The 24,533-nt window shown below is 60.8% G+C and carries 32 protein-coding genes; 14 read left to right on the top strand and 18 right to left on the bottom strand.

Going from position 1 to position 24,533, the window contains the following annotated elements:
* Positions 1 to 20: 20 nt before the first annotated feature.
* The 14 genes from ShzoTeo12_RS05415 (at position 21) to ShzoTeo12_RS05350 (ending at position 8,433) form a co-directional block, all read left to right on the top strand.
* The gene (locus tag ShzoTeo12_RS05415; RefSeq protein WP_318911554.1) at positions 21 to 776 is read left to right on the top strand and encodes a hypothetical protein; all 756 of its coding nucleotides are present in this window, start codon (positions 21 to 23) and stop codon (positions 774 to 776) included.
* A gap of 2 nt (positions 777 to 778) precedes the next feature.
* Positions 779 to 1,156, top strand: a complete 378-nt coding sequence (locus ShzoTeo12_RS05410) for a hypothetical protein (RefSeq protein WP_318911553.1) — start codon at positions 779 to 781, stop codon at positions 1,154 to 1,156.
* Between the two features lie 44 nt (positions 1,157 to 1,200).
* Positions 1,201 to 1,566, top strand: a complete 366-nt coding sequence (locus tag ShzoTeo12_RS05405) for a hypothetical protein (protein WP_318911552.1) — start codon at positions 1,201 to 1,203, stop codon at positions 1,564 to 1,566.
* A gap of 9 nt (positions 1,567 to 1,575) precedes the next feature.
* Positions 1,576 to 1,872: a hypothetical protein gene (locus tag ShzoTeo12_RS05400; protein ID WP_318911550.1), complete on the top strand. Its 297-nt coding sequence runs from the start codon at positions 1,576 to 1,578 to the stop codon at positions 1,870 to 1,872.
* 38 nt (positions 1,873 to 1,910) lie between these two features.
* Complete coding sequence (locus tag ShzoTeo12_RS05395) at positions 1,911 to 2,609, top strand: hypothetical protein (protein WP_318911548.1); 699 nt, start codon at positions 1,911 to 1,913, stop codon at positions 2,607 to 2,609.
* A gap of 683 nt (positions 2,610 to 3,292) precedes the next feature.
* Positions 3,293 to 3,859: a hypothetical protein gene (locus tag ShzoTeo12_RS05390; protein ID WP_318911547.1), complete on the top strand. Its 567-nt coding sequence runs from the start codon at positions 3,293 to 3,295 to the stop codon at positions 3,857 to 3,859.
* A complete protein-coding gene (locus ShzoTeo12_RS05385; protein ID WP_318911545.1) occupies positions 3,856 to 4,629 on the top strand; it encodes a hypothetical protein in 774 nt (257 codons plus the stop codon). Before ShzoTeo12_RS05390 ends, ShzoTeo12_RS05385 begins: the two co-directional genes overlap by 4 nt.
* Positions 4,626 to 4,808, top strand: a complete 183-nt coding sequence (locus tag ShzoTeo12_RS05380; protein ID WP_318911543.1) for a hypothetical protein — start codon at positions 4,626 to 4,628, stop codon at positions 4,806 to 4,808. The genes ShzoTeo12_RS05385 and ShzoTeo12_RS05380 overlap by 4 nt, the downstream gene beginning before the upstream one ends.
* Positions 4,809 to 4,818: 10 nt before the next feature.
* Entirely contained in the window at positions 4,819 to 5,565 is a 747-nt protein-coding gene (locus tag ShzoTeo12_RS05375) for a hypothetical protein (protein WP_318911542.1), read from the top strand.
* 259 nt (positions 5,566 to 5,824) lie between these two features.
* The gene (locus ShzoTeo12_RS05370) at positions 5,825 to 6,121 is read left to right on the top strand and encodes a hypothetical protein (RefSeq protein ID WP_318911541.1); all 297 of its coding nucleotides are present in this window, start codon (positions 5,825 to 5,827) and stop codon (positions 6,119 to 6,121) included.
* Positions 6,122 to 6,358: 237 nt separating this feature from the next.
* Positions 6,359 to 7,141 carry an N-6 DNA methylase gene (locus ShzoTeo12_RS05365; protein ID WP_318911539.1) on the top strand — a complete coding sequence of 261 codons (783 nt, stop codon included), beginning with the start codon at positions 6,359 to 6,361 and terminating at the stop codon, positions 7,139 to 7,141.
* 10 nt (positions 7,142 to 7,151) lie between these two features.
* Positions 7,152 to 7,457, top strand: a complete 306-nt coding sequence (locus ShzoTeo12_RS05360) for a hypothetical protein (protein WP_318911538.1) — start codon at positions 7,152 to 7,154, stop codon at positions 7,455 to 7,457.
* Positions 7,454 to 7,873, top strand: coding sequence for a hypothetical protein (locus ShzoTeo12_RS05355; protein ID WP_318911536.1), 420 nt, complete (start codon positions 7,454 to 7,456; stop codon positions 7,871 to 7,873). Before ShzoTeo12_RS05360 ends, ShzoTeo12_RS05355 begins: the two co-directional genes overlap by 4 nt.
* 41 nt (positions 7,874 to 7,914) lie before the next feature.
* Positions 7,915 to 8,433, top strand: a complete 519-nt coding sequence (locus ShzoTeo12_RS05350) for a hypothetical protein (protein WP_318911535.1) — start codon at positions 7,915 to 7,917, stop codon at positions 8,431 to 8,433.
* A 15-nt stretch (positions 8,434 to 8,448) separates the two neighbouring features.
* On the opposite strand, the gene ShzoTeo12_RS05345 is transcribed toward ShzoTeo12_RS05350, so the two are convergent.
* From ShzoTeo12_RS05345 to ShzoTeo12_RS05260, 18 genes are all read right to left on the bottom strand, one after another.
* Positions 8,449 to 9,441, bottom strand: a complete 993-nt coding sequence (locus ShzoTeo12_RS05345; protein ID WP_318911533.1) for a hypothetical protein — start codon at positions 9,439 to 9,441, stop codon at positions 8,449 to 8,451.
* 4 nt (positions 9,442 to 9,445) lie between these two features.
* A complete protein-coding gene (locus ShzoTeo12_RS05340) occupies positions 9,446 to 10,837 on the bottom strand; it encodes a replicative DNA helicase (protein ID WP_318911531.1) in 1,392 nt (463 codons plus the stop codon).
* A complete protein-coding gene (locus ShzoTeo12_RS05335; RefSeq protein ID WP_318911529.1) occupies positions 10,806 to 11,951 on the bottom strand; it encodes a toprim domain-containing protein in 1,146 nt (381 codons plus the stop codon). Before ShzoTeo12_RS05335 ends, ShzoTeo12_RS05340 begins: the two co-directional genes overlap by 32 nt.
* Complete coding sequence (locus ShzoTeo12_RS05330; protein ID WP_318911528.1) at positions 11,948 to 12,613, bottom strand: sigma-70 family RNA polymerase sigma factor; 666 nt, start codon at positions 12,611 to 12,613, stop codon at positions 11,948 to 11,950. Before ShzoTeo12_RS05330 ends, ShzoTeo12_RS05335 begins: the two co-directional genes overlap by 4 nt.
* Positions 12,613 to 13,440: a DUF6551 family protein gene (locus ShzoTeo12_RS05325; RefSeq protein WP_318911526.1), complete on the bottom strand. Its 828-nt coding sequence runs from the start codon at positions 13,438 to 13,440 to the stop codon at positions 12,613 to 12,615. The genes ShzoTeo12_RS05330 and ShzoTeo12_RS05325 overlap by 1 nt, the downstream gene beginning before the upstream one ends.
* Entirely contained in the window at positions 13,437 to 15,083 is a 1,647-nt protein-coding gene (locus ShzoTeo12_RS05320; RefSeq protein WP_318911525.1) for a DEAD/DEAH box helicase family protein, read from the bottom strand. Before ShzoTeo12_RS05320 ends, ShzoTeo12_RS05325 begins: the two co-directional genes overlap by 4 nt.
* A gap of 2 nt (positions 15,084 to 15,085) precedes the next feature.
* Positions 15,086 to 15,829 carry a DNA N-6-adenine-methyltransferase gene (locus tag ShzoTeo12_RS05315; protein WP_318911523.1) on the bottom strand — a complete coding sequence of 248 codons (744 nt, stop codon included), beginning with the start codon at positions 15,827 to 15,829 and terminating at the stop codon, positions 15,086 to 15,088.
* The gene (locus ShzoTeo12_RS05310) at positions 15,826 to 16,311 is read right to left on the bottom strand and encodes a hypothetical protein (RefSeq protein ID WP_318911521.1); all 486 of its coding nucleotides are present in this window, start codon (positions 16,309 to 16,311) and stop codon (positions 15,826 to 15,828) included. Before ShzoTeo12_RS05310 ends, ShzoTeo12_RS05315 begins: the two co-directional genes overlap by 4 nt.
* Before the next feature lie 38 nt (positions 16,312 to 16,349).
* On the bottom strand, positions 16,350 to 17,561 hold the full coding sequence (locus ShzoTeo12_RS05305; protein ID WP_318911520.1) for a phosphoadenosine phosphosulfate reductase family protein: 1,212 nt from the start codon (positions 17,559 to 17,561) through the stop codon (positions 16,350 to 16,352).
* Positions 17,561 to 17,911 carry a hypothetical protein gene (locus tag ShzoTeo12_RS05300; protein WP_318911519.1) on the bottom strand — a complete coding sequence of 117 codons (351 nt, stop codon included), beginning with the start codon at positions 17,909 to 17,911 and terminating at the stop codon, positions 17,561 to 17,563. Before ShzoTeo12_RS05300 ends, ShzoTeo12_RS05305 begins: the two co-directional genes overlap by 1 nt.
* Entirely contained in the window at positions 17,904 to 20,171 is a 2,268-nt protein-coding gene (locus ShzoTeo12_RS05295) for a DNA cytosine methyltransferase (RefSeq protein WP_318911517.1), read from the bottom strand. The genes ShzoTeo12_RS05300 and ShzoTeo12_RS05295 overlap by 8 nt, the downstream gene beginning before the upstream one ends.
* Entirely contained in the window at positions 20,168 to 20,557 is a 390-nt protein-coding gene (locus tag ShzoTeo12_RS05290; protein WP_318911516.1) for a hypothetical protein, read from the bottom strand. Before ShzoTeo12_RS05290 ends, ShzoTeo12_RS05295 begins: the two co-directional genes overlap by 4 nt.
* Positions 20,545 to 21,129: a GcrA family cell cycle regulator gene (locus ShzoTeo12_RS05285; RefSeq protein ID WP_318911514.1), complete on the bottom strand. Its 585-nt coding sequence runs from the start codon at positions 21,127 to 21,129 to the stop codon at positions 20,545 to 20,547. Before ShzoTeo12_RS05285 ends, ShzoTeo12_RS05290 begins: the two co-directional genes overlap by 13 nt.
* A 29-nt stretch (positions 21,130 to 21,158) precedes the next feature.
* The gene (locus tag ShzoTeo12_RS05280) at positions 21,159 to 21,887 is read right to left on the bottom strand and encodes a hypothetical protein (protein ID WP_318911512.1); all 729 of its coding nucleotides are present in this window, start codon (positions 21,885 to 21,887) and stop codon (positions 21,159 to 21,161) included.
* On the bottom strand, positions 21,884 to 22,984 hold the full coding sequence (locus ShzoTeo12_RS05275; RefSeq protein WP_318911510.1) for an ORF6N domain-containing protein: 1,101 nt from the start codon (positions 22,982 to 22,984) through the stop codon (positions 21,884 to 21,886). The genes ShzoTeo12_RS05280 and ShzoTeo12_RS05275 overlap by 4 nt, the downstream gene beginning before the upstream one ends.
* Positions 22,985 to 23,000: 16 nt before the next feature.
* Positions 23,001 to 23,516 carry a hypothetical protein gene (locus ShzoTeo12_RS05270; protein ID WP_318911508.1) on the bottom strand — a complete coding sequence of 172 codons (516 nt, stop codon included), beginning with the start codon at positions 23,514 to 23,516 and terminating at the stop codon, positions 23,001 to 23,003.
* 76 nt (positions 23,517 to 23,592) lie between these two features.
* Positions 23,593 to 23,868 carry an HU family DNA-binding protein gene (locus ShzoTeo12_RS05265; protein ID WP_318911506.1) on the bottom strand — a complete coding sequence of 92 codons (276 nt, stop codon included), beginning with the start codon at positions 23,866 to 23,868 and terminating at the stop codon, positions 23,593 to 23,595.
* 29 nt (positions 23,869 to 23,897) lie between these two features.
* A complete protein-coding gene (locus ShzoTeo12_RS05260) occupies positions 23,898 to 24,521 on the bottom strand; it encodes an MT-A70 family methyltransferase (RefSeq protein WP_318911505.1) in 624 nt (207 codons plus the stop codon).
* Positions 24,522 to 24,533: the final 12 nt, after the last annotated feature.

Below are 24,533 nucleotides of genomic sequence, written 5' to 3'. Positions count from 1 at the left end.
CATCACAGGAGACCCAATCGATGGCCGTTCGCAAGTTTCTCGATCTTTCCACCGCGCACCTTTCGCCGGCGGCGCGCGCGTGGCTCTCTGAAGGATCGACACTCAATCATGCTGCCAACTATCATGGGCTCGCCGGCGGCGCGGCAATGAGCGCCCTCGGAGCGACGCTGACGGGCTGGTTTATGCACGCACCCAACCTGCCGGATTGCGGCCGCACTCTCTACGGCATCCCCGAAGATTTGTTTCCGGTGATCCGGCACGCGCGTGCGAAGGGCTGCGATTACATCTGCTTCGATGCCGATGCGGAGATTCTGCCCGAGTTGCCTGTGCTCGATGAGGATAGCGCTGCGACGGGACCGGCCGCTGCGTCAAAGCCCATGGCGTTCTCGTACTTTGAGGTTCGCCCCTGCATCGAGACCTACACCCGTCTTGCCGACCAGATCGAACACGGAAACGTGGATAGCTTCCGGTCCGAAGAGGAATACGCGGCGGCGCTCGCTCAAGCCGAAGCCGGCGGCGAAAGGTTCAAGGCCTTTTGGACCATTTTCGGCATCGACCGGGAAGGTCCGGGTTTCGCCATCGGGGACTTCACGACGAAAGCTGCGGCTCACGAAATCATGAATGCCATCCTCGCCCCCATGGCGGCGGCGCGGGACACGCTCGACGCCGGCAGCCGATCGTCAACCCCAATCACCGTCCTGTGCGACCGGATCGACGCGGCGTCCAATTTGCTGGAGGACTTCATCAACCAGTCAAGCAACATGGAAAGGATTTGAGCATGGCAGACAAGCGAACATTCTCAGTTCTGATCCGCTGGAATGACAACGATCAGGAACAAGGTGAATTCGGCACGATCGTCCGCGCCGATGACTGCGAGGATGCGGAAACGCTGGCGCGTGCCGACATGCGCGCCTCCCATATCGAGAACCATGGCGAGGATACCGCCTCTGAATACGAGCATGAAGACGGGACCTTCGGCGGATCGGTAGTCGAGATTTGCGAGGGTGCAATCTGGAAGGCAAAGGAACTGGAGGCGGCGCTCCGCGCCATGCTCAATGCATTCATTCCCGCGCCATCGCCAAGCAACCCCGTCCAACTTCTCGCCCTGCAAGAAGCAACTCTGATCATTAGCGAGATCGACGCCATCGGCGGCTAGGCCGCATGAACCAGCCAATCGTGGCACAACAGGAGATCAATTCCATGGATATCATCCGTGACAATGCGCATTCGCTTTATGACCTGCTCTGCGAGGCCTACGAGGCTTTCGACGGCGAGGAGGAAAGCGTGAAGGAAGAACACGGCGGCCTGATCGCCAAGATGGACGAACTTCTCGGCAAACTCCGCCCCCCGCGCGAATTCCTATTCGATGTCCGTCTCAATGCCTCCATCCGAGTGCATGCGCGGACTGAATCGGAAGCCGCCGCCATGCTGGAGAGGATTGACGCAAACACCGCAAATCTCGGAGCGTGGCCGAATGGCGATCCGATCCTCTGCGAGGTTTCCATCTTCGAGAATGCAGGAGGCGGTGTGCTCTCTGCCGTCGAGATTGACGGGGAACCCACGTAGGAGAACGTCATGGCAGAGTTCTACAATGGCCAGGCCATTACCGAGGGATGGGCAATTTTCGAGTGCGATGGTTCGGAAAATGGCCCCTTCCAGGCAATGAAGGACGATGATCAAGACGTCTTTGCCACAGACGACGAAGTGTTCGTCCACATCGTCGCCCGCGCGGCAGAGGGCAGCGAGTATCACCTCAAAGCACTGGAATTTCTCAGGGTACACAATCCCATTGAACACGCCGCCATAACCCAAGGCAAAGCGGCGGCAATGAAAGCGCGGGAGGACTACTGGGCCGCTCGCAAAGAGGATTGAGCGCTTTCAGGCCAACGTGGCCGCGAAGGAGATCGAACATGAAACTATCGGAATTTCTCGATGGTATCCGCGACGCGACAACGGTCGAAGAACTGCAGGCCGCCATCACAGCAGATTTCAAGCATTCCTATCGTGGCCCGACTTGGACCAAGATCTGTAAAGCCCGGATCGAGGCAGGATACCGGCTTGTTGACGCCCATGAACATGGCCGCTTTGTTCCTCGATTTGGAGCGGGCCGAAAGCTCCAGGTATGCGGCGAGACGTGCGGCGTTGGACGCGGCTACAATTCAACCGGCGTTCGCTATGTTTGGCACGCCGCCGGCGAATGGGCCATGTCGCTCATGCGCAAGAACGGCCTATCAATCCGCGCGTCTCATCGCGTTTGGGATCAGTGGAGAGATTATCCGCACTGTTGCCTCGCCGTTATCGAAAAATCGCTGGCTGGAGAGATACCCGACCCCAAAATGGATACCTTGATCGGGCCATACAAAGGTCATTCGCCGATCAATTATGGCATCGAGCGAAACGAGGCAGATGAGTGGGACAAACGTGCATCTCGTCCCTGCCCGTGCGGAAACGGCACTCTCTTCGATTGGGGCGGTGGCTGGTCGGAAGGCTTCGACTTCGTCAACTGGCACTGCAATGGCTGCCCGGATGTCTACACGGAATACATGAGCCGAGAACGATTCTACGCCATGCGCCAGAGCAGGCAATACGTGGCTGTAGAAGTGGCCTAACACATTCGATTTCAGCCGCGACCGGCGCTCGCCGCCGGTCATGGGTGCAATCGCCACCACAGATCAATTGTGATCGCAAAGGAGACTGAACATGCTCAGCAAAGAACGAGCCTTCGCGCTCGCATCCCAATGGGGATCATTCATGTGGGCCGGAGATCCTGGTGCGTGCATGTATGGGTTCCACTCGAATGATGGCCGACCGATATCGGAAGAACATCGATTGTCTTGCATCTCTTGGCTTCGCGGTCGGCAAGCCGACAACGCCGAGGATCGGGGAGACCTCTCGAGTCTTCTTCAGTTCATCACGAACACACCGTTACGGCCGGGGCTACTCGCATGATCGAGAGACCCGACCTCCAATTCCACAACCTCGGTTTCGCGGTGTCCTGCATACCAATAACCGATGAGGGAGAGATCTGGCTTCGCGACAACGTTGAGGACGAGTCCCGGCCGGTCCTAATCGAACATCGATATCTTGAGGACATCGTTCTCGGCGCCCGCGAGAATGGACTTGTGTGCCACGGATAGAATCCACCTCGTCTCGCATCGCGACACCTCACTTCGCGAAGTGACGCAACACGGCGCTGCTCGGCGCTGCGCAACACACCAGCCATTTCTCATGCCGCCGCCTGCACGCCCGCTCAGAGCGTTTTCGCACACCCACACGATTTAGGAGCCCACCAATGACAGCCTACATGATCGACGTCACCAAGGCAGCCATCCTCGCCCATCCCAACATGCACGTCATTCGAGATGCCGAAGGCCGCATCATCGCTTTGTGCCCTCTCTACGATGAGAATGTTTGCGATGGCCAATTCAGCTTCGCACCCATCGTTGAGCGGGCGCTCAATTCTGCCGCTCCGGTCGTTTCCGTGAAAGTCATGCGGCTTTCCGATGGCCGCGCAGACTATTACGTCTCCATCGCGGCCGGCGCCCGGGAGGTAACGCCCCATGTGTTCCGAGAGGAGTACAAGGCCGCGTATCACGTCGCCCTGTACAGATGGCTGCTCAACAATGGCCCGGATCCGGGCATCCTCGAATTCTCTGCCGGCGGGTGGCCGGCCCAGCCGACGATCCCGGCCGGCAACGATCTGATCGTGACGCGCCTCGTCGACGCCCTCCTCCATGCAAAACCGTTCGTCGATCGAGCGTGCCAGGCGGCCAAGGACGCCGGCAACTTCACGATGGCCGACATCCTCATCCCCGAAATCATCGAAAGCGCGCTTTCAGCCGCAGGAGCCCGCGCATGACTGACGATACCTTGCCCTTCAGCCGACGTGACATCGAGCGCGGCCTGATTCTGTTCCGGACCAGCAACAATGCGCACGGTCATACGAATTTCGTCTCTCTGACGGCGAAGGTCGATGCACTTCCCCAAGTCGCCAAGGATGAACTGGCAGGCATGATGCGGAACATCGCTGCCGAGCTCTCACCACAGATCGCCAGAAATGGCGAAGACAGCGCGGGGGTGACCGAGAAGGCGCGCGCTCTGGCAACGGCAATCCTGCAGCACTTCTCCGCCATGGAAGACGGCGACGGGAACGAAGCTCCCGAGCTTCCAATGGCTCGCGACCTCCTCGCCGCGACGCGCAGCAATCACGCCGCCGACGGGGTAAACGAATGCGTAACGACGACGCCCCTTATTCAAGCCCTCTCCAGATTGGCGGGCAATCGCCAGCCTGACGGCACATCTTCGCTCATCAACGCCGAGGACCGCACCACGATCATCAACGGGTGCCATGACTTGATGGTAGCAGCGCGCCAAGCGATTGCTGCCGCTCTACCGCAGTGGCAGTCGATGGACACTGCGCCGCTTGACGGCACGCACTGCATACTCTCGTTGCAGGAAGATGCGTTCATAGTCTCGGTGCAGGGTTTCCATCACCGCGGCAAGTGGATCGCCGTCCACCGAGACGATGTGCAGCCTTTGGCTTGGATGCCGAACATTCTCCTACCGGATGACCTTGCTCCGCCTTCGTTCCGGGCACCCTCCACAACGCCGAAAGGCGGTGCAGAATGAGCATCAGAACCTACCGCATCTTGCAGGCGGCATTCGCCCTGCCAACGTTCGCTCTCATGGCTATCTACCCGCTCGCGGCAGTGCCCTTTGCCTTCGCGTTTGGCGCAACATGCGCACGCGTAGACGCCATCAAATCTTCTGGAGCCGCTTCGGCATCCGCCAATCCCCTCGACAAGTAAGGATTTCAACATGCCGCAGATCGCGACAGACGTTCTCAAGGTGCTCGACGCCGCTATTGTCGAGGGTTCCAAAGTCATTCTCACCGGCCAGCTCGACAGAAAGCTCTATGTCGAAACCGACAAGGTTTTGCAGGCGGCGGGCGGGAAGTGGAACCGCTCGGCGAAGGCGCATGTCTTCGACGGAGATGCGGCCGAGGTGCTGGAGCCGATAATCCTCACCGGCGAATACAGCCGCACCAAGCAGGATTTCGGCCAGTTCGATACGCCTTCTGATCTCGCCGAGACAGTCGTTGACCTCGCCGACGTTCGCGCCGGCATGTCCGTCCTCGAACCCAGCGCCGGCATCGGTCGCATTGCCGCCGCGGCCCGTCAGGCTGGCGCGCATGTAACATGCTGGGAGATCGACGCGAAGCGCGCGGAGAAGCTGGCGGATTACGCGCCGAATATCGGCGACTTCCTCGCCGCAGAGCCGGTCAAGGCATTTGACCGCGTCGTGATGAACCCGCCCTTTGCCAAGCAGGATGACATTCGCCACGTCTTGCACGCCTTCAAGTTTCTGAAGGCTGGTGGACGCCTCGTTGCGATCATGTCGGCCAGCGTCATGTTCCGCGACAACAAGCCCACGACCGAGTTTCGCGAGTTCGTCTCGGCGAACGGCGGCAGCATCAAGCGTCTTCCGGATGGCTCGTTCAAGTCGAGCGGAACCGGCGTCAATACCTGCGTTGTCACCATAGATGCGAAGGGACGCGCCGAATGACAGCCGAGGTCAGGTCAACGTGGGACGGCACCTATACGATTGAGTATGAAGTCGAAGGGACCGTCGAAGAGATCGGCGCAGCGATCACATCTATCCACGGCAGCTATCCCACGCCTGGCTACGGGACGTGGTTTAACTGGCCCCCGGGCCAGCTATTCACCTGCGGACGTGCCGCAGGGAAGCCCAACACACACCTTGCACCGACTGACCTTGGCGACGGACGCTGGATCGCGCGCGGCCATCGTTCGACGTCGTGCGATTGAAGGAGGCGACCAGGGCTAAGCTGTCTACTCGCGAGAAACAGGCGATTATCAATTCGCTCGTCACCGCCATGGCGCTCGCCCGCCACTCCCTCTCCCCGATGCAAACCAATATGGCGACCAGGTCTGCCGGCGAGCTTCTATGGCTGCTCAAAATCGACAGTGTCACGTTGGACGGAGCTACCTACGTTGCCACTCCTCCAGGCGGCGAAACGGTCGAAATGTCGTTGACGGCACAGATCGACACCACCTCCGACGCGGATGCGGCACCGGCGCGATCAGGGAAGAAACTCTAGTGAAGTTCACCGCTTTCAAGGGCGCGACTTCCTACGAGGTCCAAGTGGGGAGACTTTGGATTACCTGGTGCTTCCTCAGTGGAAGCTATTGGCGTCGCCGTCCTTGGCGGCGCCTGTCTTGGGGAATTGAGCGACTGGAGTCTTAGCTCCCGCCCCCTTCTCAACATCATGGCCAAACGTGGCCCGACAGGAGATTAACGAATTGAACGCCACTGCTTCAGAGCAGGAGGCGGATGCATGAGCAATCCGCACCTGAAAAACATCATCAAACTATTCGAAACCTGCCGGCACCGGCATGACCTCTACGCTGTCTTCTCGGACTGGTGCGCTTGTGCGGCCATCTCCTTGAGCAACGCGCTGGATTTCCAGCAGCGAGAGACCCGTGAAGCACGATACCTGGAGATCATCGGTCGGTACGACAAACAGATCGTGGATACGTTTCCGAGGATTCTGGGGGAAGTCGTGATGGCGCTCGAAACGCGGCCGCAGGACATCCTCGGCGCGGTCTTCCACGATCTGGAGCTCCACAACACGGCGCGCGGGCAGTTCTTCACGCCTTACGAACTCTGCCAGCTTATGGCGAAAATCAACGTGGGCGGCCGCGAGGATCTGGAGAAAGTCATCGGGGAGCGCGGCTTCATCACGGCACATGAACCCGCCGTCGGCGCCGGCGCCATGATCATCGCACTCGCCGAAGCAATCAAGGATGTGGGGATCAACTATCAGCAGAAGCTCCATGTGACGGCCGTTGATGTAGATCCGCGCGCCGTTCACATGGCGTACATTCAGTTTTCGCTGATGCACATCCCGGCGGAAGTTATCATCGGCGACACGCTGCGCATGGAGTTCAGGGAGTCTTGGTTCACGCCGGCCCATATCATGGGTGGTTGGTCCCATAAACTCCGGCCTCGGAAGGCAAACGAGCCTCTCATCGTCGAACCGCCTTCTATTGAAAGTCCGGATCCTGCACCGGCGGCCGAGGAAAAAACCGGCTTGCCTCTCTTTGATTTCATGCTGTGACGCAGCATTCATGACCCAAACAGATCGGAGCACCATGGAAGTCAAATTCACGGAGCGCGGTTTCGCCCGCATTGATTTCATCGATCGCTATGAAGTCGCATGCAGTCTCCAGATGAGCAGCCTCGCCTCTGAAGAGGCTATCTGGTTTGGCTGCAACAAAGCCGAACCGAAGATACTGGTCCATGGGTTCGGCTGGATGGCCTTGACGATGCCGGACAATTACATCGCCAACACCCGGATGCACCTCACACGTCAGCAAGTGGCGGAGCTTCTTCCGTACCTTCAGTGCTTTGTCGCCACAGGAGAACTGTCATGAGCATCTGCGAATTCATCAAGATCTGGTACGCCGGCCGAGGGATGCGTCGCATCGTTCGCGAGGCGGCATCCCACTATCACCGCACGGGCGCGCCGGCTCCGTATGCCTTGGCGGTCCACGAGGCATATCTCCGCCGGAAGCTGGAGGATTTCCGCCAGTTTGCTGGCCGACGCTATCTGGAAGACCGCGCTCTCACGCTAGAAGAAATCAAGCAGGAATGGCTGGATCTCGTGGTGAAGCCGATGGCGATGGTCGACATCACGCAGAACGACGCCAAGGCGCTGAAGGCCGCAATCCTCGCGATTACCGACACCGAGACCTTCACTGGACCCGCCCGGCGCGCGCGCGACAGTGACGTCGCCGCCGCAATTTTCTCCGCACGACGCGGAGACATTTACAGAGGACACTCATCCTGACATACATCAGCGAGCCAATCGTGGCACCAGAGGAGACACCCATGAATCCGAAAGATGCCGCGAAGCCGGTACAAATCGAAACTCGCTATGGCGCCGATGCCATACCCAATCTGAATGGGCCTGGCTTCGTCGCCACCTACTATGCCCCGGGACTTGTGCCTGGAATGATCCGCGATCCCGAAACGAAGCGTCTTCGAAATTTCCCGACGCGCGAAGAGGCGATTGCAGCCGGCGCGGAACGACTGTTCCAGATATTGAACCTCCCGAGCGAGCGAACGGTCTCGCGAAGCGGCAAGGTTGAGCGTTATCGCAAACTGACGACGACAGAATTCGCGGTCAAAATTGCTCAGGCCGGCGTAACTCGGAAGTTTCTTGAGTGGGTCTACGGCACGAGCGAGCGGCGCATGGCCGACTGGATGCGAGGGGTCAACGACAAGGGGATCGAGGAGCAAATTCCTCACCCGATGAACGTGCTGCTTGAGCTCTTCATCGCTGACCCAAAAAATATCGACCGCGCCGATGAACTGACGCGGTCGGTCACAACGCCATACAAGGAGTAGGTCGCCGTCGGCGGCCTACCTCACCTGCCTTTGCGCCTTCTCGAGCATGTCCCGAGCTGCGCGGTTAGCCTGCCGGGAGTTCGACCGGCCGACGTTCGGCATTTCTATCGTCGCTCCCCAACGTTCCCGGAAGTACCGGAGGCTGATGAAGTCGAAGTGCACAGACAGCACGTCCAGAAGTCGACGGATTTCGTCGATTAGCGGCTCCTCGGATAGCTCGCCCTGCATCTGCCAGACGAAAAGATCGAGCCTCAGCATCTTATCCAGCCGCTCGAATTCTTCCGGTGACAGCATCGCCTTGATCTGGGCGATGTTCGCAAGGTTCTCGGCGACGGCGGCATGAATTGCTACCCCCGTGCCGCCGCCTCCCCCCACGGCCTCGTAATTGGCCGTCTTCAAGCCAGAGCCATAAGCGGACACCAGCATGGCCCGCAGCCGCTCGCCAGCTTCCCTCCGGCGGTCGCGCGACAATGCGCGAATCCCGCCCTTCTTTTCGCCCGGCTCGTCTAGCGCGCCGGAGCCGGCCAGGAATGCCAACGGCTCAGCCATCATTCCTCTGGGCGCCAAGCCCTCCGAACGCCGCTTCGCCTCCTCTTCCGCGAGCGCCTGCCTTCGCTTCTCCTCCTTCTTTCTCCTCTTCAGTTCTGCCCTGCCCGCCCGTGTTTTCGGATCCGGCGGCGATTCCACCGCCTTTGCTATCTTCGTTGTCTCAGCCACGACCTTCTTGCCCTTCTGATCTGAAGCGAGCGAGGTCGCTTTGAAATAGGCTTCCGGAAGCATTCCATCATCGATTCGGGCAGCTCTCCATCCATCAAGAACGGCCTGCCGCTCTTCTCTGGTGAGTTCCTGTCGGCGCTTCTCGAGCTTGTTAATGATGCCACGCACACCGTTCGCCGTCTTTCCGTGGCGCTTTGCGATGCTCAGGTGGATTTTGCTGATCGTCCAGCCGTGCATCCACATCACCAAGATGCAGAATTCGAGCGGGGTGATTTTTTCCAGATCGATCATCAGATTACGCCTCCCGCAGCAAGCTTGCCTTGCCGTCAAAGATCAGTTCACAGTGGCCGCCGTCTTCCCCACGGCGCCTCTTGAGGTTCAGCACCTCAATTTTTCCCTTGCACTTCGAGTATTTCTCCGCCCAATCCTTGCCCTCGGGAGAGTCCATGTCGTGCGGCTTGTGCTGACGCAGCCAACGGTCGCGCCGGAAGAGACTGAGGGCCCAGTCAACGTCCTGGTCGACGCTGGAACCGCAATCGAAGTCGGTGAGCTGAGGCCGCGGATCCTCGCGCCGCTGCGATGTTCGCGTGACCTGTGAAAGGGCGATGACCGCCAGGTCGGCTTCCTTTGCAAGCACCTTCAACAGGCCGGTGACGTGTTCAGCGCGATCGAAACGGTTGGTGAATTTGCCGAGCGCGCGAACGAGGCGGATATGGTCAACCACAATTGCTTTGAGCCCTCTGGACCGCTTCAGCACGATGCATCGATCCCGGATCTGATCGATCCGGAGTCCTGGCCGATCATCGACGAGCATCCGGGAAGACTGCAGCATCTTCTGCGCCACTTGGAGCTCGTCCCACTCGAACGCGTCGTAGCTTCCCTCTTCGATCTCGGAGACCGACACGGTTGTTTTTCCGGCGAGCGCCCGGCGGCCCAAGTCAACGTCCCTCATTTCGAGCGAGAAGAAGCACGCTGGGCCGTAGTTTTGCTGGATGTGATCGAGAAGCTGAAGGCCGACAAGCGATTTGCCGCCACCGGGAGGCGCGCCGATCACACCAAGGTCCCCCGGGAATATCCGCCCAAGTATTTGGTCAACCGGTGCCAGGCCAGTGTCGAAGCCGGGCGAAATGCCGGTGTCTCGAGTCCTCATTGACTCGCGCATCACCCGCGTGACGATTTCGCCCATGGTCTTGACGGGTTCAGCCTGGCTGTTCGCCGTCACGTCCTTCACGCAGTTCTCAAGGTCGTTGAGCATGTAGGAGGTATCGGTATCCGCCTTCGTTGCTTCCTGCATGAACTGCTGACATATCTCGATGGTCCGCCGGCGCTGCCACATCTCGATGATGACCTGCACCTCGCGTGTGATGTCGTCGATCTCCGAGGTGTCCCGGATGAGCGCCGTCATCAGCGTCATGGTCGATGACCCTTCGCCATATTCTGGCCCGACGCGGCTCTGAAGGAGCGACAGTGTCGGCTTCTTCCCTTCCATGACAATCAGCCGAATGGCGTCGAATATCTGCTGGAAGATCTCCACGGAGAAGTGGAAGCCCTGGACCGTGTCGCTGATCTGCCAAAATGCCTGTTCGCTGCTCAGAACCTTGCCGAGAATGATCTTCTCTGCATCGGTATTGGCCAGCGGCGCCGGCTGGCGCTGTTCACGCGATCTGCTTCTTGCGGTCAATTTCATTCCTCGTCTGCAGCAAGTCCAATCCGTCCCCGAGGATCGGCATTTCATTCCTGTTGGTCGCTACGCCGATCTCCGCCATACGGCCGGCGAGCGTGTCGGCCGCGCTGGTGCCCGGCGGCTTCAGGATTTTCCCGTTCTGGAAGATGCCTTTGTCGCCGTCGTGGAAGATCGATATCCTCTTCACGAACATCGGCGGTTCGAAGCTGGTCATTCCGGAAGTCGAAAGCATCGACCACATCGGCATGCGGAACCCCTCAAGCGCCCACAGGCCTAGACCAGTCTCGACACCTTCGCAGGCGCCAACGCGCTCCGCATCACCGCCGATCCGCACTGCACCGCCGGCGGCCGGCCCGCGCCCTACTTTCGCGTTTTCGACCGGGGCCTTCGTTGCCTTCGTCCGATCAAGGTAGATCTGCCAGACAGCAATCAGTTTGCCGAATGGATCGAGAACCGAGGCCACGACTGCCGGGAGGCGCCCGACCGCTCGATCGAGCTCGTAGTCGAGAGAAGGATGGAAGCGGATGATCGCGCCACAATCCCAGGGCCAATGTTCAATCGGCGGGATCCCTCGGCCGACCAGATAGGCCTCCCCTTGCGTGCCCTGAAGTGGCCGAGTCTCAGCCCAAACCTCGTTGGCCGAATACGTTCGGGCGGCCTCCTTTCTGGCGCGAGCTTCGGCGGCCTGCCGGTTCTGCTGATCTCGGGCGGCAGTATCTCTTGCCCGCTGGGCCTCGCGATCTGCACGCTCCTCTTCGGTCTCCTCGCGTTGTTGCGTGATCCCTAGGAATTCTCGCGCGAGGCGATAGGTCTCCGCCCAATCACTCTTGGAATTCGGCACATAGCCGTGCTTGCCATAATGAAGGAGCGCGAGCGCGCCGCCGCCAATCGACTGACTGAAACGATACCACTGGCCCCGCCGGTCGCCGCTCAGGTTGACAGTGAAACTGGACGTCGGCCGCTTCTGCTTCCCCTTCTGCCGAGGCGTCAAAAGCGCAATCTGCTGCCCTTTCACACGGGCCTTGATCGCCTGTGGCCAATATTCCTCGATCAGCCGTTCAACCTCGTCCGTCACCAGGCGCGCTAGCTCGGCACTATCGTCAACAAAGCGGCTCATGCGCGTTTCACCGACAGTTTGCGATCCAGAATGACCTGCATGATCTCAGAGCGCGTGGCTCCGTCGACGCGATCCTTAATCTCCGAGATGGAGTTGCCGTTTCGAAACAGCGCTTCGATCTGATCCGCGGCCGGGATTACTGAGGGGAGTTCGATCGCCGGCTCGTCCTCAAGGAGATCTCCTGTCTCGAGAAAATGCCTCACTCGGTTGATGCGGCTTTTGATCGTGCCGAGCGGAACGCCGAGCATCGCGGCGGCTTCTTCATACTCATGCCCAAGAACGGCCACGAGCTCGGCAGCCTTTCGATATCCTGATGGAAGCATTCGCATACGCTGCCGAATGACCTTCAGATCATAGGCCCACGATTGGCCCTCGTTTACGGGCACCAACGCAGCAAAAATCCCGTCTGGATCCGAGACCTCGCGCCCGCGTTTGCGCCAGCGACTGTAGACCTCATTTCGCATGATGGTGAACAGCCATGCTTTCAGGTTTGATCCAGGCTCAAACTGGTCAAATTTCATGAACGCCTTCAGGATCACGTCTTGGACAAGATCCTCGGCCCGGTCGCGCGTTCCGACCATGGACATCGCAAACGAATACAGCGCGCGGCGCTGGCCGATTACGGCGGCGTCGAATTCTTGCGGTCGCTCGCAGGCCTGCATTATCCAAGCTCCGCGTCGAGAAAATCGAAGAGCGCGAGCGCCAACGCGTTGTGGACCTGGCGCCGAGAGGTCTTGGCGCTGGCCTCAGCTTTGGCCAATTCAGCGGCGAGATCGAAGCGAGCGATCGCGACGAGCAACTCCTTCTCTCGCTGCTGCCACGAGCTCTCCACCTCAAACACATGGACGACTGCCTTGACGGCAGCCGCCTTCACGAGCCCGGGTCGCCCATTGGCCGCCCTGACTACCCCCTTCAGCGCAAGGGTGAGCAGCGTCAGGCCGTAGGTTGCTGCACACGATTGAAGCGCTTGGACCGCGAGGGTTTGGCCGGGCTTCATGTTGCTCGCCGGCACTGGATACCGACAGATAGACACCCCAGCCTGCTCGCATGCCCGGGTCAGAGCGAGCGCGTCGGCATCCTCAGCTGCGACCTTGGCCGCGAAGATCGCCAACGGAGAGATTGCCGTGACGGCGCCGTTGATGGCCGCAAATGCCTCCGCCTGTTTCGCGGGGCTAGCCTCGATAACGATGCACGGAACCTGTTGAGCTTCCCGAACGGCTGCGGCGGTCGTGCGGTGCTGCCCATCAACGATCGCGAACAAGCCATCGCCGATCTCGGCCACCACGACAACGCCGAAGAGGGCCCAGTCGAAGTTCATCGCGATCTTCAAAATGTTCGTCTGGCCGTTTCTCAGGATCTCGCGCTGATATGCGGGATCGATCCGAAGCTTGGAGATCGGGATCCAGGCAAGTCGCGGCTCCACGCCGAGCGAGGAGGACTTTGGCTGGCGCATAAAGCGAGCGTAGGAGGAAGGATCAACGATCCTCATGCCTTAGACCTTTCGAGATATTGTTCCGCGAGAAGCTTGATGTGCGAGACGTCAGAGTAGGTCTCGGCAACACCGCTTCCGGGGTCCATGATGCCTCTGAGCTGATCGCTCTTGAGTGCATTGACCGACATGATCGTTGGGTCTGAACCGTAGTCGCAGACGCAGAAAATCATGGTGATCTGGTCCATCGGCTGTCCTGGGCGATCCAGTCGGCCGGCCAACTGATAATAGACCGCCGCCGCCCAATCGAGCTCACCGACGATCAGTGTGTGGCATCGCTTCTGAAGGCCATCGAGGCCGGCGCCGGATCGGTTCGAGATCAGAACCGCGTCAAGTCTGCCGGCGATGAAATCGCGCTTGACCTTGTTCTTCTGTTTTGTGGTCTCTGATCCCGTGTATAGGGCAACACGGAAATCTTTCAGCTCTTTCAGGAGGATTTCGTAGACGTCGCGGTGCCATGCGGACAGCAACACGGGATGGCCGGCCGCGAGCAGGAGCTTGGCGTATGCGGCGATCCCCTTCGCCTTTCCCACCCCGGTAACGCGACGCTGTAGCGAGTCCAACTGGCGAGCCGCCTCCCCACTCTCGCCGAATTTCGACTCCAGCACCTTCATGGCGAGTGCGCGCGCCAGATCCTCGGTCCTCTCCGCCTCACTGTCGTCGTAGTCCACGTTGACGATGATCTTGTTGATCGGACGTCCCTCGCGCAGGCGGCGAAGATGACAGCCGGCCTCGACGAGATAGGCGCCGAGCGCATCGGGATCGGTGACAATCCACTTGTTCGCCGAGCCCATCACGCACCATTCGCGCGTGAACTCTTCCCAGGATCCGAGCACGTCAGCATCAATGATGCGCATGATGTTCCAGATTTCGGAGCCGTAGCCGAAAATTGGCGTCGCCGAGAGACCAAGCACCCAGTCTGCATTGTCTGCAAACACGGCCGCGGCCGCGCCTTTGCCCGTCTCCGTGCCGGTGCGAAGCTGCTGGATCTCGTCAAAAACCACCAGCGAGAAGTAGCCGGTGCCCGCAATATCGACCCAACCTGAGATGTTGCTATACCGGAAGACATACACGTCAGCCTGCGGCAGATCATAAGGCCTGGTGCCGTCGATGATATGGGCGGTAAGCGTCGTGTATTCGACGATGAATTCCTCGGTCCACTGCTCTGCGAGATGAGGCTCCACGATCACGGCAACCGGGCGCTTTTGAAGGGCAGCAGCCATGGCGACCCACGTTTTGCCCTGGCCGACGTCATCGCCCAGTAGCAACCGCCGCCGGCGCTTCAACATCTCAATGGCCTGCATCTGCATGAAGTTGGGGGCGTAGCCCGGCCGGAAGCCGGCAACCGTCGGCGCCTGCCACCCCGGAAGGAGGATCGCTTCCGTCGACTCCCGATCAATCCGGAACTGCTTGGCGCCCTTCTTTAGCCGCGACTGGTCGGCCTTCTTCATGGAGAACGGATACCTCTCCATGAACCACATCAGATCAGCGCACATCTCGTCCGTCAAAGGCAGCGCGAACTGCTTCGTCTGGTGCTTGGCGATGCGCGCGAATATGTTTTTCAGTCGGATCGAGACGTGCGGCTTCACTTCCTCGAGAATGATCCGGCGGTCCTTGATCCGAAGGTTTCCGTAGGTTGGCATTGTCAAACCGACAGCCTCCTCCAAACACCGCGTTCGACGCGCTCGTAGTTGCCGCGCTGCAAGACCTGGCGCAGCTTGTCCCTCCAATGGGCGTTGGCCCGCGTCTTGGGATGGTTGCTGAAGGCTCGATAGAGTTCCTGCAGGCTCACCTGCTCGGGGTTCCGCTCGAAGAACGTGCGGAGGGCTTGGGCCCAGGTTTCCGACAGCGCGCCTACGAGCACCGAGGTGGGAAGGCGCAGCGCCACAAACGCCCCCGCAATCGGCGCATGCGCCAAGATATCCCGATCATCCTCGCCATAGGCCACGAGTGCCGACGGAGCGCCCCCATTCTTCGAAGCTCTTCGACCGTCCGGAAGATGGAAGTTGATCCGGCCGGCGAGAAACAAGACCGCCGACGCCGCGCCGAACACGAACCGTTGAAAGTGATCCGTTTCAGTTCTGGCGAAAATGAGCGCGACGCCCCGGCCATGATCCGCCATCCGTGCCATAAAACGTCGGATGAGATGCGTGCTGTAAGGTGGGTTGAGCCATACTCGACCGTCCCAAGGCAGCAGCAAACCATTGTCGGCTGGCGTGAAGTGTACGCGGGCCGTCGGCCATGGCCGGCCTGCGAGGCTGCATGGGTCTAGGTCGAAGGATTCCGGCCCACCAAGCGCTTCGATGATCGCCGGCGGGGTGAGCCAAACGTCGGTTGTCGATCGCGCGCCGTGATGGCCACCCATTCCCGCAAACAGGTTCCCGGTCATGCCCAGACCACCTGAGCAAAGTAGCCTTCGCGCTGCAGCGCCGTAAGCATGTGGCGCGCCTGCTTCTGGGCGGAAGCATCCACTTTCGGGATATTCGCGAACTCTGTGAGCGTTCCTTCAGGCGCGAGGATCGCTGTCACGGCACTATCCAGCGGGCTACCATCTACGAGGCCGAAGGCGCCGTTCTTCCGAAGGCAATCGAGGAAATAGAAGACGCAGAGGCCGAACTTGGCCACGGCAGCCTTTGCCTCCACAAAAGGCTCCTTGGCGATCTCGACGGCGCGACGCGCCCGCCGGACTATCGCTTCGGCTTTACGCGGGCTCAGGCCGGCGACGACCTCTTCCTGCGCGTGAGCCAGACAGGTCAGAAGGGTGCGGGCGTCCTCGCTATCCGGCTGGTCGATGCCTTCGGCGATGACAGTCGCCCATAGGCGAACGGGAAGAAGGGATTCAACGATCTGTCGATCGGAACGATATTGCATCAGCATACCCTATTTTGAAGATTCGCCCTCATGCGGGCTCAGATGAACAATGGCTGGATCGAGCCATCGGCGTAGATCGTGTCCATCGGGGTATCGGCCGTCGGCTCATCCCCCTCCCAGCCGTTCGGCCATGTCTCGAGATCGATTAGTTCGCGGATCCGGGTCTCTTCCTCTGCATTCAGGATGTCGACTGCCGGCCGGCCCAGACACAGGGCGTCGGCGTTGATCTGTTCCTGGATGGACAGCACGCGGTCCAAGGCCATGAGGCGGGCCTCGAATGTGAGTGGCCCCATCCGCTGCTTGTTCTTGGCGGTAGCGATTTCGCCGTTGGCGTCGATGCCAGTCTTTTTCAGACGGTGTCGCGGCTCACGGAGTTCACGATATAGCGGCTTGAGGCCGAGGAGAGGCGCGATGTAGGACCAATATGGAACACGGAGCACGGTCTCGAGGCCAAGATCTCGCGATGCGAGCGGACAGCCGTTGCAGCCGGTCCGCGCATTGATTTCCTGGGCCTCGTCTCCTCCATAGGCATCGACGACGGCGCCGGTATCCCATGCCCCGTACTCGGGCATCCTGGCGTAGATTTTCAGCCAGTCGAACACGTTGCAAACTCGCCAGTGAAGAAGTGGTGCGAGCGTCGCAATCTTCCCTCGAATTCCGGCCGCCTGCGGAACGACTTGCTGATACCAGCCCTGCCCGCACTCGGCGCCATCCTTGCCACAGGACATCGCAATCCGACCGTCGCGAATGGCGCTTTCCCCTTGTCGAACGCCCGTGATCATGAGGATAGAGCCATGAAGCTCACCGATCCGGCGCTCAAGGGCGACCGTCATCGGGTCGACCTTGATCTGTCGGGTGCACCAGCGGAATGTGTTGTTGTTCGGCGGTGGCACCCCTCGCCCGAGCATGTAGACGAGAAAGCGTTGGTCGAGCGGCGCGCAGACGGTCTCGCAATGAATCCCTCTCGCGCGAAGCCGGTCGAGGAGCTTTGCCGCTGCGATTGCCAGAGGCGGCAGCTCCATTCGCGTGTCCGCATAGAGGACGGTGATGGTCTTGGGGGCCATCAATCGGCCCGCATCGATCAGATGCATGATCACGGTCAGCGTTGCCGTGCTGTCTTTTCCGCCAGAAAAAGCGAACACCCAGTGGTCATGAGCTGGGCCATACGCCTGCATCGACTGCAGCGTCATCTCGGCGGCCTCGTCATAGACCAGCCGCTTCGATCCCTCGAAGAGCGTCGGTTGCTTCATCAAAGCCAAGCCTTTGCAAGATTTACGAGATGGACGGGCTTGCCATCGATGTGTTCCGGCATTCCCGTGGGGACGTTGCTGACGAGGACCAGGCATTCCACCGCATCGAACTCGGCATACCGCTCGAGTTGCCTGAAGATGTTGAGCTTCGAGCCCTTGATCTTCACCTCGACTCCGGTGGCCCCGATCATGAAGTCGATGATGGAGCCAGCGTCCAAGCGATGCTCTCGCTTGTGATCGACGCCGGCGGCGGTCAGCACTTCCTCAATCTCGGCCTGCAGCTTCTTCTCATCCGTCAACGAGAAACGGCGCGATCTCAGCAGCCGCAGGATGTTCTGAAGGTCACTCATGGGGAATGTTCCCCCTCTGATCGACAGCCAGCGCCATGGCGATCGGCTGAACCCAAATCGGCTGGCTGCTCAACATGAAGGTCTGCCCCGTCATGGCGAGCAACAGAGTTGTGCCCATGACGCCGGCGATCGCCTCTGCCGCATCCGGCGGCACGGCGTTGCCGATGCGCTCGCGCCAAGCGGAATCGGACTGGCCATAGAGCGTAAAAACCTCCTCCGGATCGACGAGGCTTTGCAGCGCGGCAAGCTCCAGCGTGGTGAAAGGCCGGTGCCACGTCCCGTCCAGCGCGCGGATCACCGCGACGAGTCGGTCGCTGGACTGGGGAAGGCTCTCGGCGACATCACCTTCGCCACCGCGGGGATCGGCAACGGACCAAGCGCCTCTGTCGTATTTCCCGAACGCCGGCACCGCGCCCGAATTCTCATCCCAAGGCACCACCCCATAGTGGCCTCCGGATTTATAGTGCTCGCGATTGGCGTTGAGCCCGACCGGCCGAGGGTCCGCGACGCTGAGCGCGCCGCCGGCGACATGGCGTGCGCCCGTGACGGTCTTGGACGCCCCGTCCCAATCAGTGACGGCCAGGATGTTTTGATGGGCGCCTTCCCCATATCCAGGCCGGGGATCGGCTACCGCGCCGGCGCCCGATCCGAAACGCGATCCGGTGACCGTGGTGCCGGGCTCGGTCCAGTCGGTCACGGCGAGCTTGTTGCTGTGGGTGTGCTCGCTCCATTCCGTGCGCGGATCCGCTACGGCGAAGGCTCCGTTGGAAGGTAGACTTTCACCTTGGACTGTGCCTGACGGCTCCATCCAATCGCGAACGCCATGCGTGCCCTTGTGCAGTTCGCGAGCCGGGCGCGGATCAGCGACCGCATAGGCACCGTTACCCGTCGTCGATGCGGCGATGACCGTGCCGGCGGCCTCGTCGAACGCGGTGACACGATACTTGGTCTGCTTGTAATCGTCGCGCGGCGCCGGGCGCGGGTCGGCAACGGCGAGGCCGCCGGCCGGGCCGCCAGGACCGGCGACGGCCGGCGCGTTCTCGACCCACGGCACGACGCGGTAGACGTTATTGAAGCGGGGCTTGCCCTCCATCCGGGGATCGGCAACGGAAAACGTGCCCTGGCCAGGCGATTTCACGTTGATCACCGCGCCGCTGGGCTCGCCCCACTCTCTGACGCCATATTGGTGATATTCGAGGCTTCCCTCGGGTGGGCGCGGGTCGGCCACGCTATATGCGCCTGCTCCCGGCCTCCCGTTTCCGGAAATGACGCCCATGTTCTCGTCCCAAGCGTTCACGCCGAGGTAGCCGGTGCCCTCCCGGGTGCTTGCAGTGCGAACATCGGGAACGGCGATAGCCGTATCGCGCCAGCCGCCGATTGGCAGGATTCCGAAGTCGCGCAACACCCCGTCCTCGACTGCGAGCTTGTTCAGCGAGCGCCAGTCAGCACCGGCCTCAACGAATGCCAGCCGTACCCATGTCTTCCACTGAAGCGCGGGAATGCGGTGCAGCGGGCCGCCGCGCGGATCGCCCGGCATAGGGAGCTTGTCGAGGACTTCACCGACGCCGCGGAGGCGGCGCTTCTCCGGCTCGTAGAGGAACGGAGGTACCGTCTCCTCGTGTCGGGCGACGAGCAGGAAGCGCTTGCGGGACTGGCCGAGGCCGCCGAGCTCGCCGCAGTCGTGCGTCGTCTCAGCAACGGCATAGCCATAGCTGCGGAGCAAGGCGACGATCTGGTCGAGCAGGCCGCGGCCACGCGTCGCGATACGCGGCACGTTCTCGAAAATGATCAGCTTCGGGGGCTTGTCCTTGAAGGCTTCCAGCATGAGCCAGACGCCCCGAAGGGTGAGGCGGTTGAGAGCCTGGTACTTCGCGGTCTTCGACGACGATTCCGGTAGGAGACCGGAGAAGCCCTTGCAGGGGGCGCTGAGAAACACGATGTCGGGGAACTCGTGATGCGCTGCCCGCTGGATGTCTGCCGGAGTTGCGGGCCGCCAGCCGCGCGGAGGTTCGGCATCGTGGAAGGAACGGTATTGATCCTCGTCGAACATGTCGAGCAGCGTGCCGGGCACGCCGGCCAGGCGTGAGAAGTCGTTGATCGCCGCCGGATCGTTGTCGACCCCGCCCAAGCAACGAAACTTGGCGCGCAGATTTCCCACACGCGCCCTACCCTTGTTCATGCCCTTTGCCGCGGCGCCGAGCCCGCAGAAGAGGTGAAAATGGGTGAACTCCACCTCCTTCAATGCGCCGGAAATTATCACGTCTTTTTGCCTCCGTTCCGCCGTTTGCTTGGCGGCTTCGTTGTCTGCATGATCGACAGCCGGTCGATGTGAGTGGCTGCGTCGCGGAGGAGCATCAGCTCCTCGAAGTCCAGCCTCACGCGGAGAGAGCTGCGGACCGTCTTGATCAATTCGTCGATGAAGACCCGGCACTCCTCGAGGCTGTATCGGGTGGTCTCGATCCCGACTCCCCAATCGGAGAGGAACTCGAGATGCTTGCTGGCCGCCCAGAACATCCGGGCGTGATCCAAGGTCAGTTCCATGAAGAGAAAGCCGGCATGACCGCCGAATTTGAGCTTCGACCTGTCCACGATCGATTGGATCGACATGGCGACTTCAGACGGCGGGAAATCCGTCAGTTTCGCCATCGGTAGAAGGGCTTCCTCTTCCTCGTCGACGGCGCGAGGGGTGTTCCATCCTTATCGACCGTCCGCGGTGTCCCGATGCGACCTGTCACGTAGATCGATGCGCATTCCTCGCACCAGGAACTGTCTGGCCTGGTAGGCTTTCCGCAGAACAGCATTTGCGCTGGAGGAATCCGTCGGTAGTTCTCGTTGAGTGGTCCGCGACAAGTGCTTCGCCCGAGGTCCATGATGCTGACGCCGGCGCCAGCCTTTCTCTTCTTCTTCTTCTTCGGCGCCGGCTTTCTGGCCGGCAACTGAATGACCTCTGCTATGCCCGACGGTGGCTTCGCTGATGGGCGTTTGGGCTTTGGCTTCGGAAGAGGCACGACGTTACCGTCCTCCGGCTGTCTCGGCGCGGCCGTGGTCATGGCTACGCGCGGCAAAGACGGCGCCCGGCCGAGCAAGATTTTATTGCGATGCACGACCCCAATCACGCTGTTCCGCGTGGCGCCCTCGATCATCGCGGCAATTTTCGCTGCCGAGAGACCTTCGAGCGCATACTTCGTGACAACCGCGATCCTCTCGTCAGTCGTCATGGCTTGCCATAGAAGGCGCATGCAAATTCTCACTTCCGGAATAGGGCTTCGGCCGCCTCGCGCGCCTCTTCTTGCTTGGGCGTCGCCGGCAGCGGCTTACGGGCGAACAGGTCGTTCGCTCGGCCGCCATAGGGATTCTTCTTGAGGACGAGGCTGAAGCAGATGCCCACGCTTTCCGCGGCGTCTGCATTCGGAACCTCAATGCCCATCGACCGGCACACCTTGACTGCCAGCTTCTTGCAGACGTCGCTTGGACCTGGTCGGCCGTTGCCGAGGAAGTCCTTCCGCCATGTGGTCTGGTCGATGTACTCGCAAGGGATGTTCAGGACCGCGCACACCTTGGCCGCCGTGGAAGCAAGTGCGTTGAGCCGATGAATCGTGGACTCGTTGGTGCCGGCCACTTTCTCTTTGCGGATTGCCTTGCCGGCCCACTCACTCGACGTGTCGACGACTGTCCGCGTGCGTTCATGGTTGGGAACCAGCGGCTTCTCGATGGCGACGGCAGAGATCGGACCGTAGCGCTCCGTGACATCGGCAAGGTAGATCCACAGGCGTCGCTCGAAGTCGGCGAGCACGGCGCCGGTGAGGGTTGCATCGAGCGCAGACACCTTCATGCCGAGCGCTTCCTCGACACGCTCCTTCTTGCTCTTCTGCTTGTATGGTGCGGCGGCAGTGAAGGTGCTCGCGACGTAGCGCCCGCCGGCGTAGGTCGTAGCTCCAGTAGTGGTGGCGACATCCAGTCCGACGAACACGCTCACGCTGCCGAACCTCCGGCACAAAAGTGCATGAAAGTCTGTCCGGTCTGGACGTCGTTATGCTCTCGAATTAGCCTCCGGCCCTCACGCTGCATGTATTCGTCCGCGAGGTCCCGCTGGAACAGCCACTTGCCCGAGTGGGGGCAGCGGCGTCGATTGCTGGCTTTGCCAGTCTCCAGAACGAGGTTCTGCAGCCCGTGGCCTACGCGTTGATTGAGCGAGCGCCTGCCCTTTTGGACAGCCTTCCCTTCCTCTAGGAGTTGGGCAACGCTGACGAATTCAACGACAGCGACGCGAGGATCCGAGCCGATCAGCAGTCCTGCCACCTGCTCTCTCAGCCCCATCGTTTCCTTCACGATCAAGGCGAGTTCGCTATGCACGATCGATTTGACGATGCCGCCAATGACGCTGCGGACCTCAACGCCGAGGGTTGCGACACTCTCCGCCTGAGGAAGCTCAGCCGCAAAGTATCGATCCAACATTTGATCGAAGACTTCCCATGCTCGATCATCGCTGAGCGACTTGGTGATCTTGAGATAGCCCCGGCGGGTGATGAGGAGGAGGCCGCGGTTCGGGATGTGGAGCCCATATCGACGGAATTCGTCGTTTTGGGCGTGGACGATCTGGTGGAAGTCCTGGCCGTTCTCGAACCTGTCACGGTTCTCACGGAACACCCGGCCGGCGGTGCCATCCGGTCGACCATGAACTTCGTCGATCATGGCCAGAGTGACGACCTGTTCCCCACGATATTCAACGCGACGTATAACGGTGCTGCCGACGACGACAGCGCAGCCGTCAACGGGTTGATGAGCGCCTTGCTGCTCGACTGCTTTCTCGCCGGCGAGCCCTTCCATTTGCATTTCCTTCAACATGCGTCGGAGATTCACTGAGTAGACCGTTGGCGCTTTTCCCCGCGTCTTCGGGGTACTTGGCAGGGACATCATCCGCTCCAGCCCGCAGTAGCGGACGGTGAGTTGCGGATGGGGCCGGCGATCGAGGACCTGAAAGTCCTCCTTCGGAATCCGGAATTCTTCCAAGACGCGCATGCACGCCTTGAAGACGTCGGTGTTCCGGAGTTTGGCCAATTTGCTCTGGCTCATCTCCGACGCTCCTCAGTTAGGTGCTTGCCGCCTGGTCGAAGTCGTCGACCTTCTTTTCGGCGCCCGTGCCTTCAGGGCGGAGCACCTCGGGTTGGCTCGGTCCCTTCTGGAACTTCTCCGCCAAGATGGCCTGGCCGGCGTGCCAACCTTCGATCCACTTGTTGCGGGCTTCATCGCCGAGGGCGTTGTCCGGCGCACAATCCTGCCCCTTGAGGCCCGCCTGCTTGCCGTCCTCGAACGAGCGCTCGGCCAGCGGCCGGGGATCGGTGTCGAACATCTCGAACTGCGTGCCGATCGGATGGTTGAGAAGCCGCGCGAGCTCGGTCTCCCGCCGCCGGCGCTGGATCATCTTGTCGTCATCGTCCTTCTCGAGGGCGATGGCGAAGTCGATGTCCTCCTTCGGGATGTCGTCGGCCTTCGCGGTCTTGTACGCGTTGCGCAAGTCCGCCGTCGCCGTCGCGACTTTCGCCTTCAGCGCTGTGATCTTGTCGACGTGACCGCGAAGAAGCCGAAGCTTCTGCTCGTCGGTCATGCTGGAGTTGTGGCCAGGGCCACCGGTAGGGCCGCCAACGACGGTGAGTTTGGGTTTCCTGCCTCGTGCCATTGCGTTACACCGCCTTCTTCAGCTCGGCGGCCGGCTTGAACGACACCTTTAGGCCGGCGGGCACATCGACCTGCTCTCCCGTGCGCGGGTTGCGCGCCTTGCGGGCCTTGGTGCCCTTGACCACGAACTGGCCGAAGCCGGGGATGCGGACATCGCTGCCGGAAGCGAGCGCCGAGGTGATCTGGTCGAATGTGGCGCCGACGATCTCAGCGGCGAGTTTCTTGGTCGACCCGGTGACTTCGGCCACGCGATCGGCGATTTCGGATTTTGTGATGCTCATTTCGAGGATGACCCTCATGCTTGCCGTTGTTAGGCGGCAGTTGTGAAGAGCGGCATGGGTTCAGGTTTGCGCTCTTCTGAAGCGGAGCGGGCCCGCTTCGTCGTCACCGGCGTGCCGGCGTCGAACAGGTTCTTCTCGTTCCCCCAAGCCACGAACCCTTCACGGGTCTGGCGGGTGAACATGTCAGCCCGGGTCATCCCGGGCGTATTCTTCCGGACGATATCGTAGAACTCCTCCGGCTTGCGGCTATGCCCGCGGGCCAGCCCGTCGAAGACCGACTTGAAGGCCTTGTGCTTCGGGTTGCCCGTCGTCGCCAGAATGAGGCGCTCATGCATGGACCGAACCCGATAGCCGGTGCCCATCCGGACCTTGTGGTTCTTCGTCGTTTTCCGCCACATCAGCGCCGACTTGTAGGTCAGGCCATGCGCGTCCAAAATCCGTTGCTGGTCCCCCGGCTTCATCCACTCGCAGGTCCAGATCAGCCAAAGGCTGTCCGGGCGGGCGAGATGGGTGATCACGGAGAAGTCGATAATCTCCTGCAGGGACATCGTGTCGTAATGTGCCCGCGCCGACTTGGCGTCACCGTTCTCCGAGTAGAGCTTGAAATCCCACGGCCAGTCGACCACGAAGCAGTCGAAAGAGAATGGCTGCATGTCCCCAAAGGG

This window comes from Shinella zoogloeoides (assembly GCF_033705735.1).
Lineage (GTDB): Bacteria > Pseudomonadota > Alphaproteobacteria > Rhizobiales > Rhizobiaceae > Shinella > Shinella zoogloeoides_A.
The sequence above is the reverse complement of the archived record's forward strand: the minus strand, read 5'-3'. Positions and strand labels throughout refer to the sequence as shown.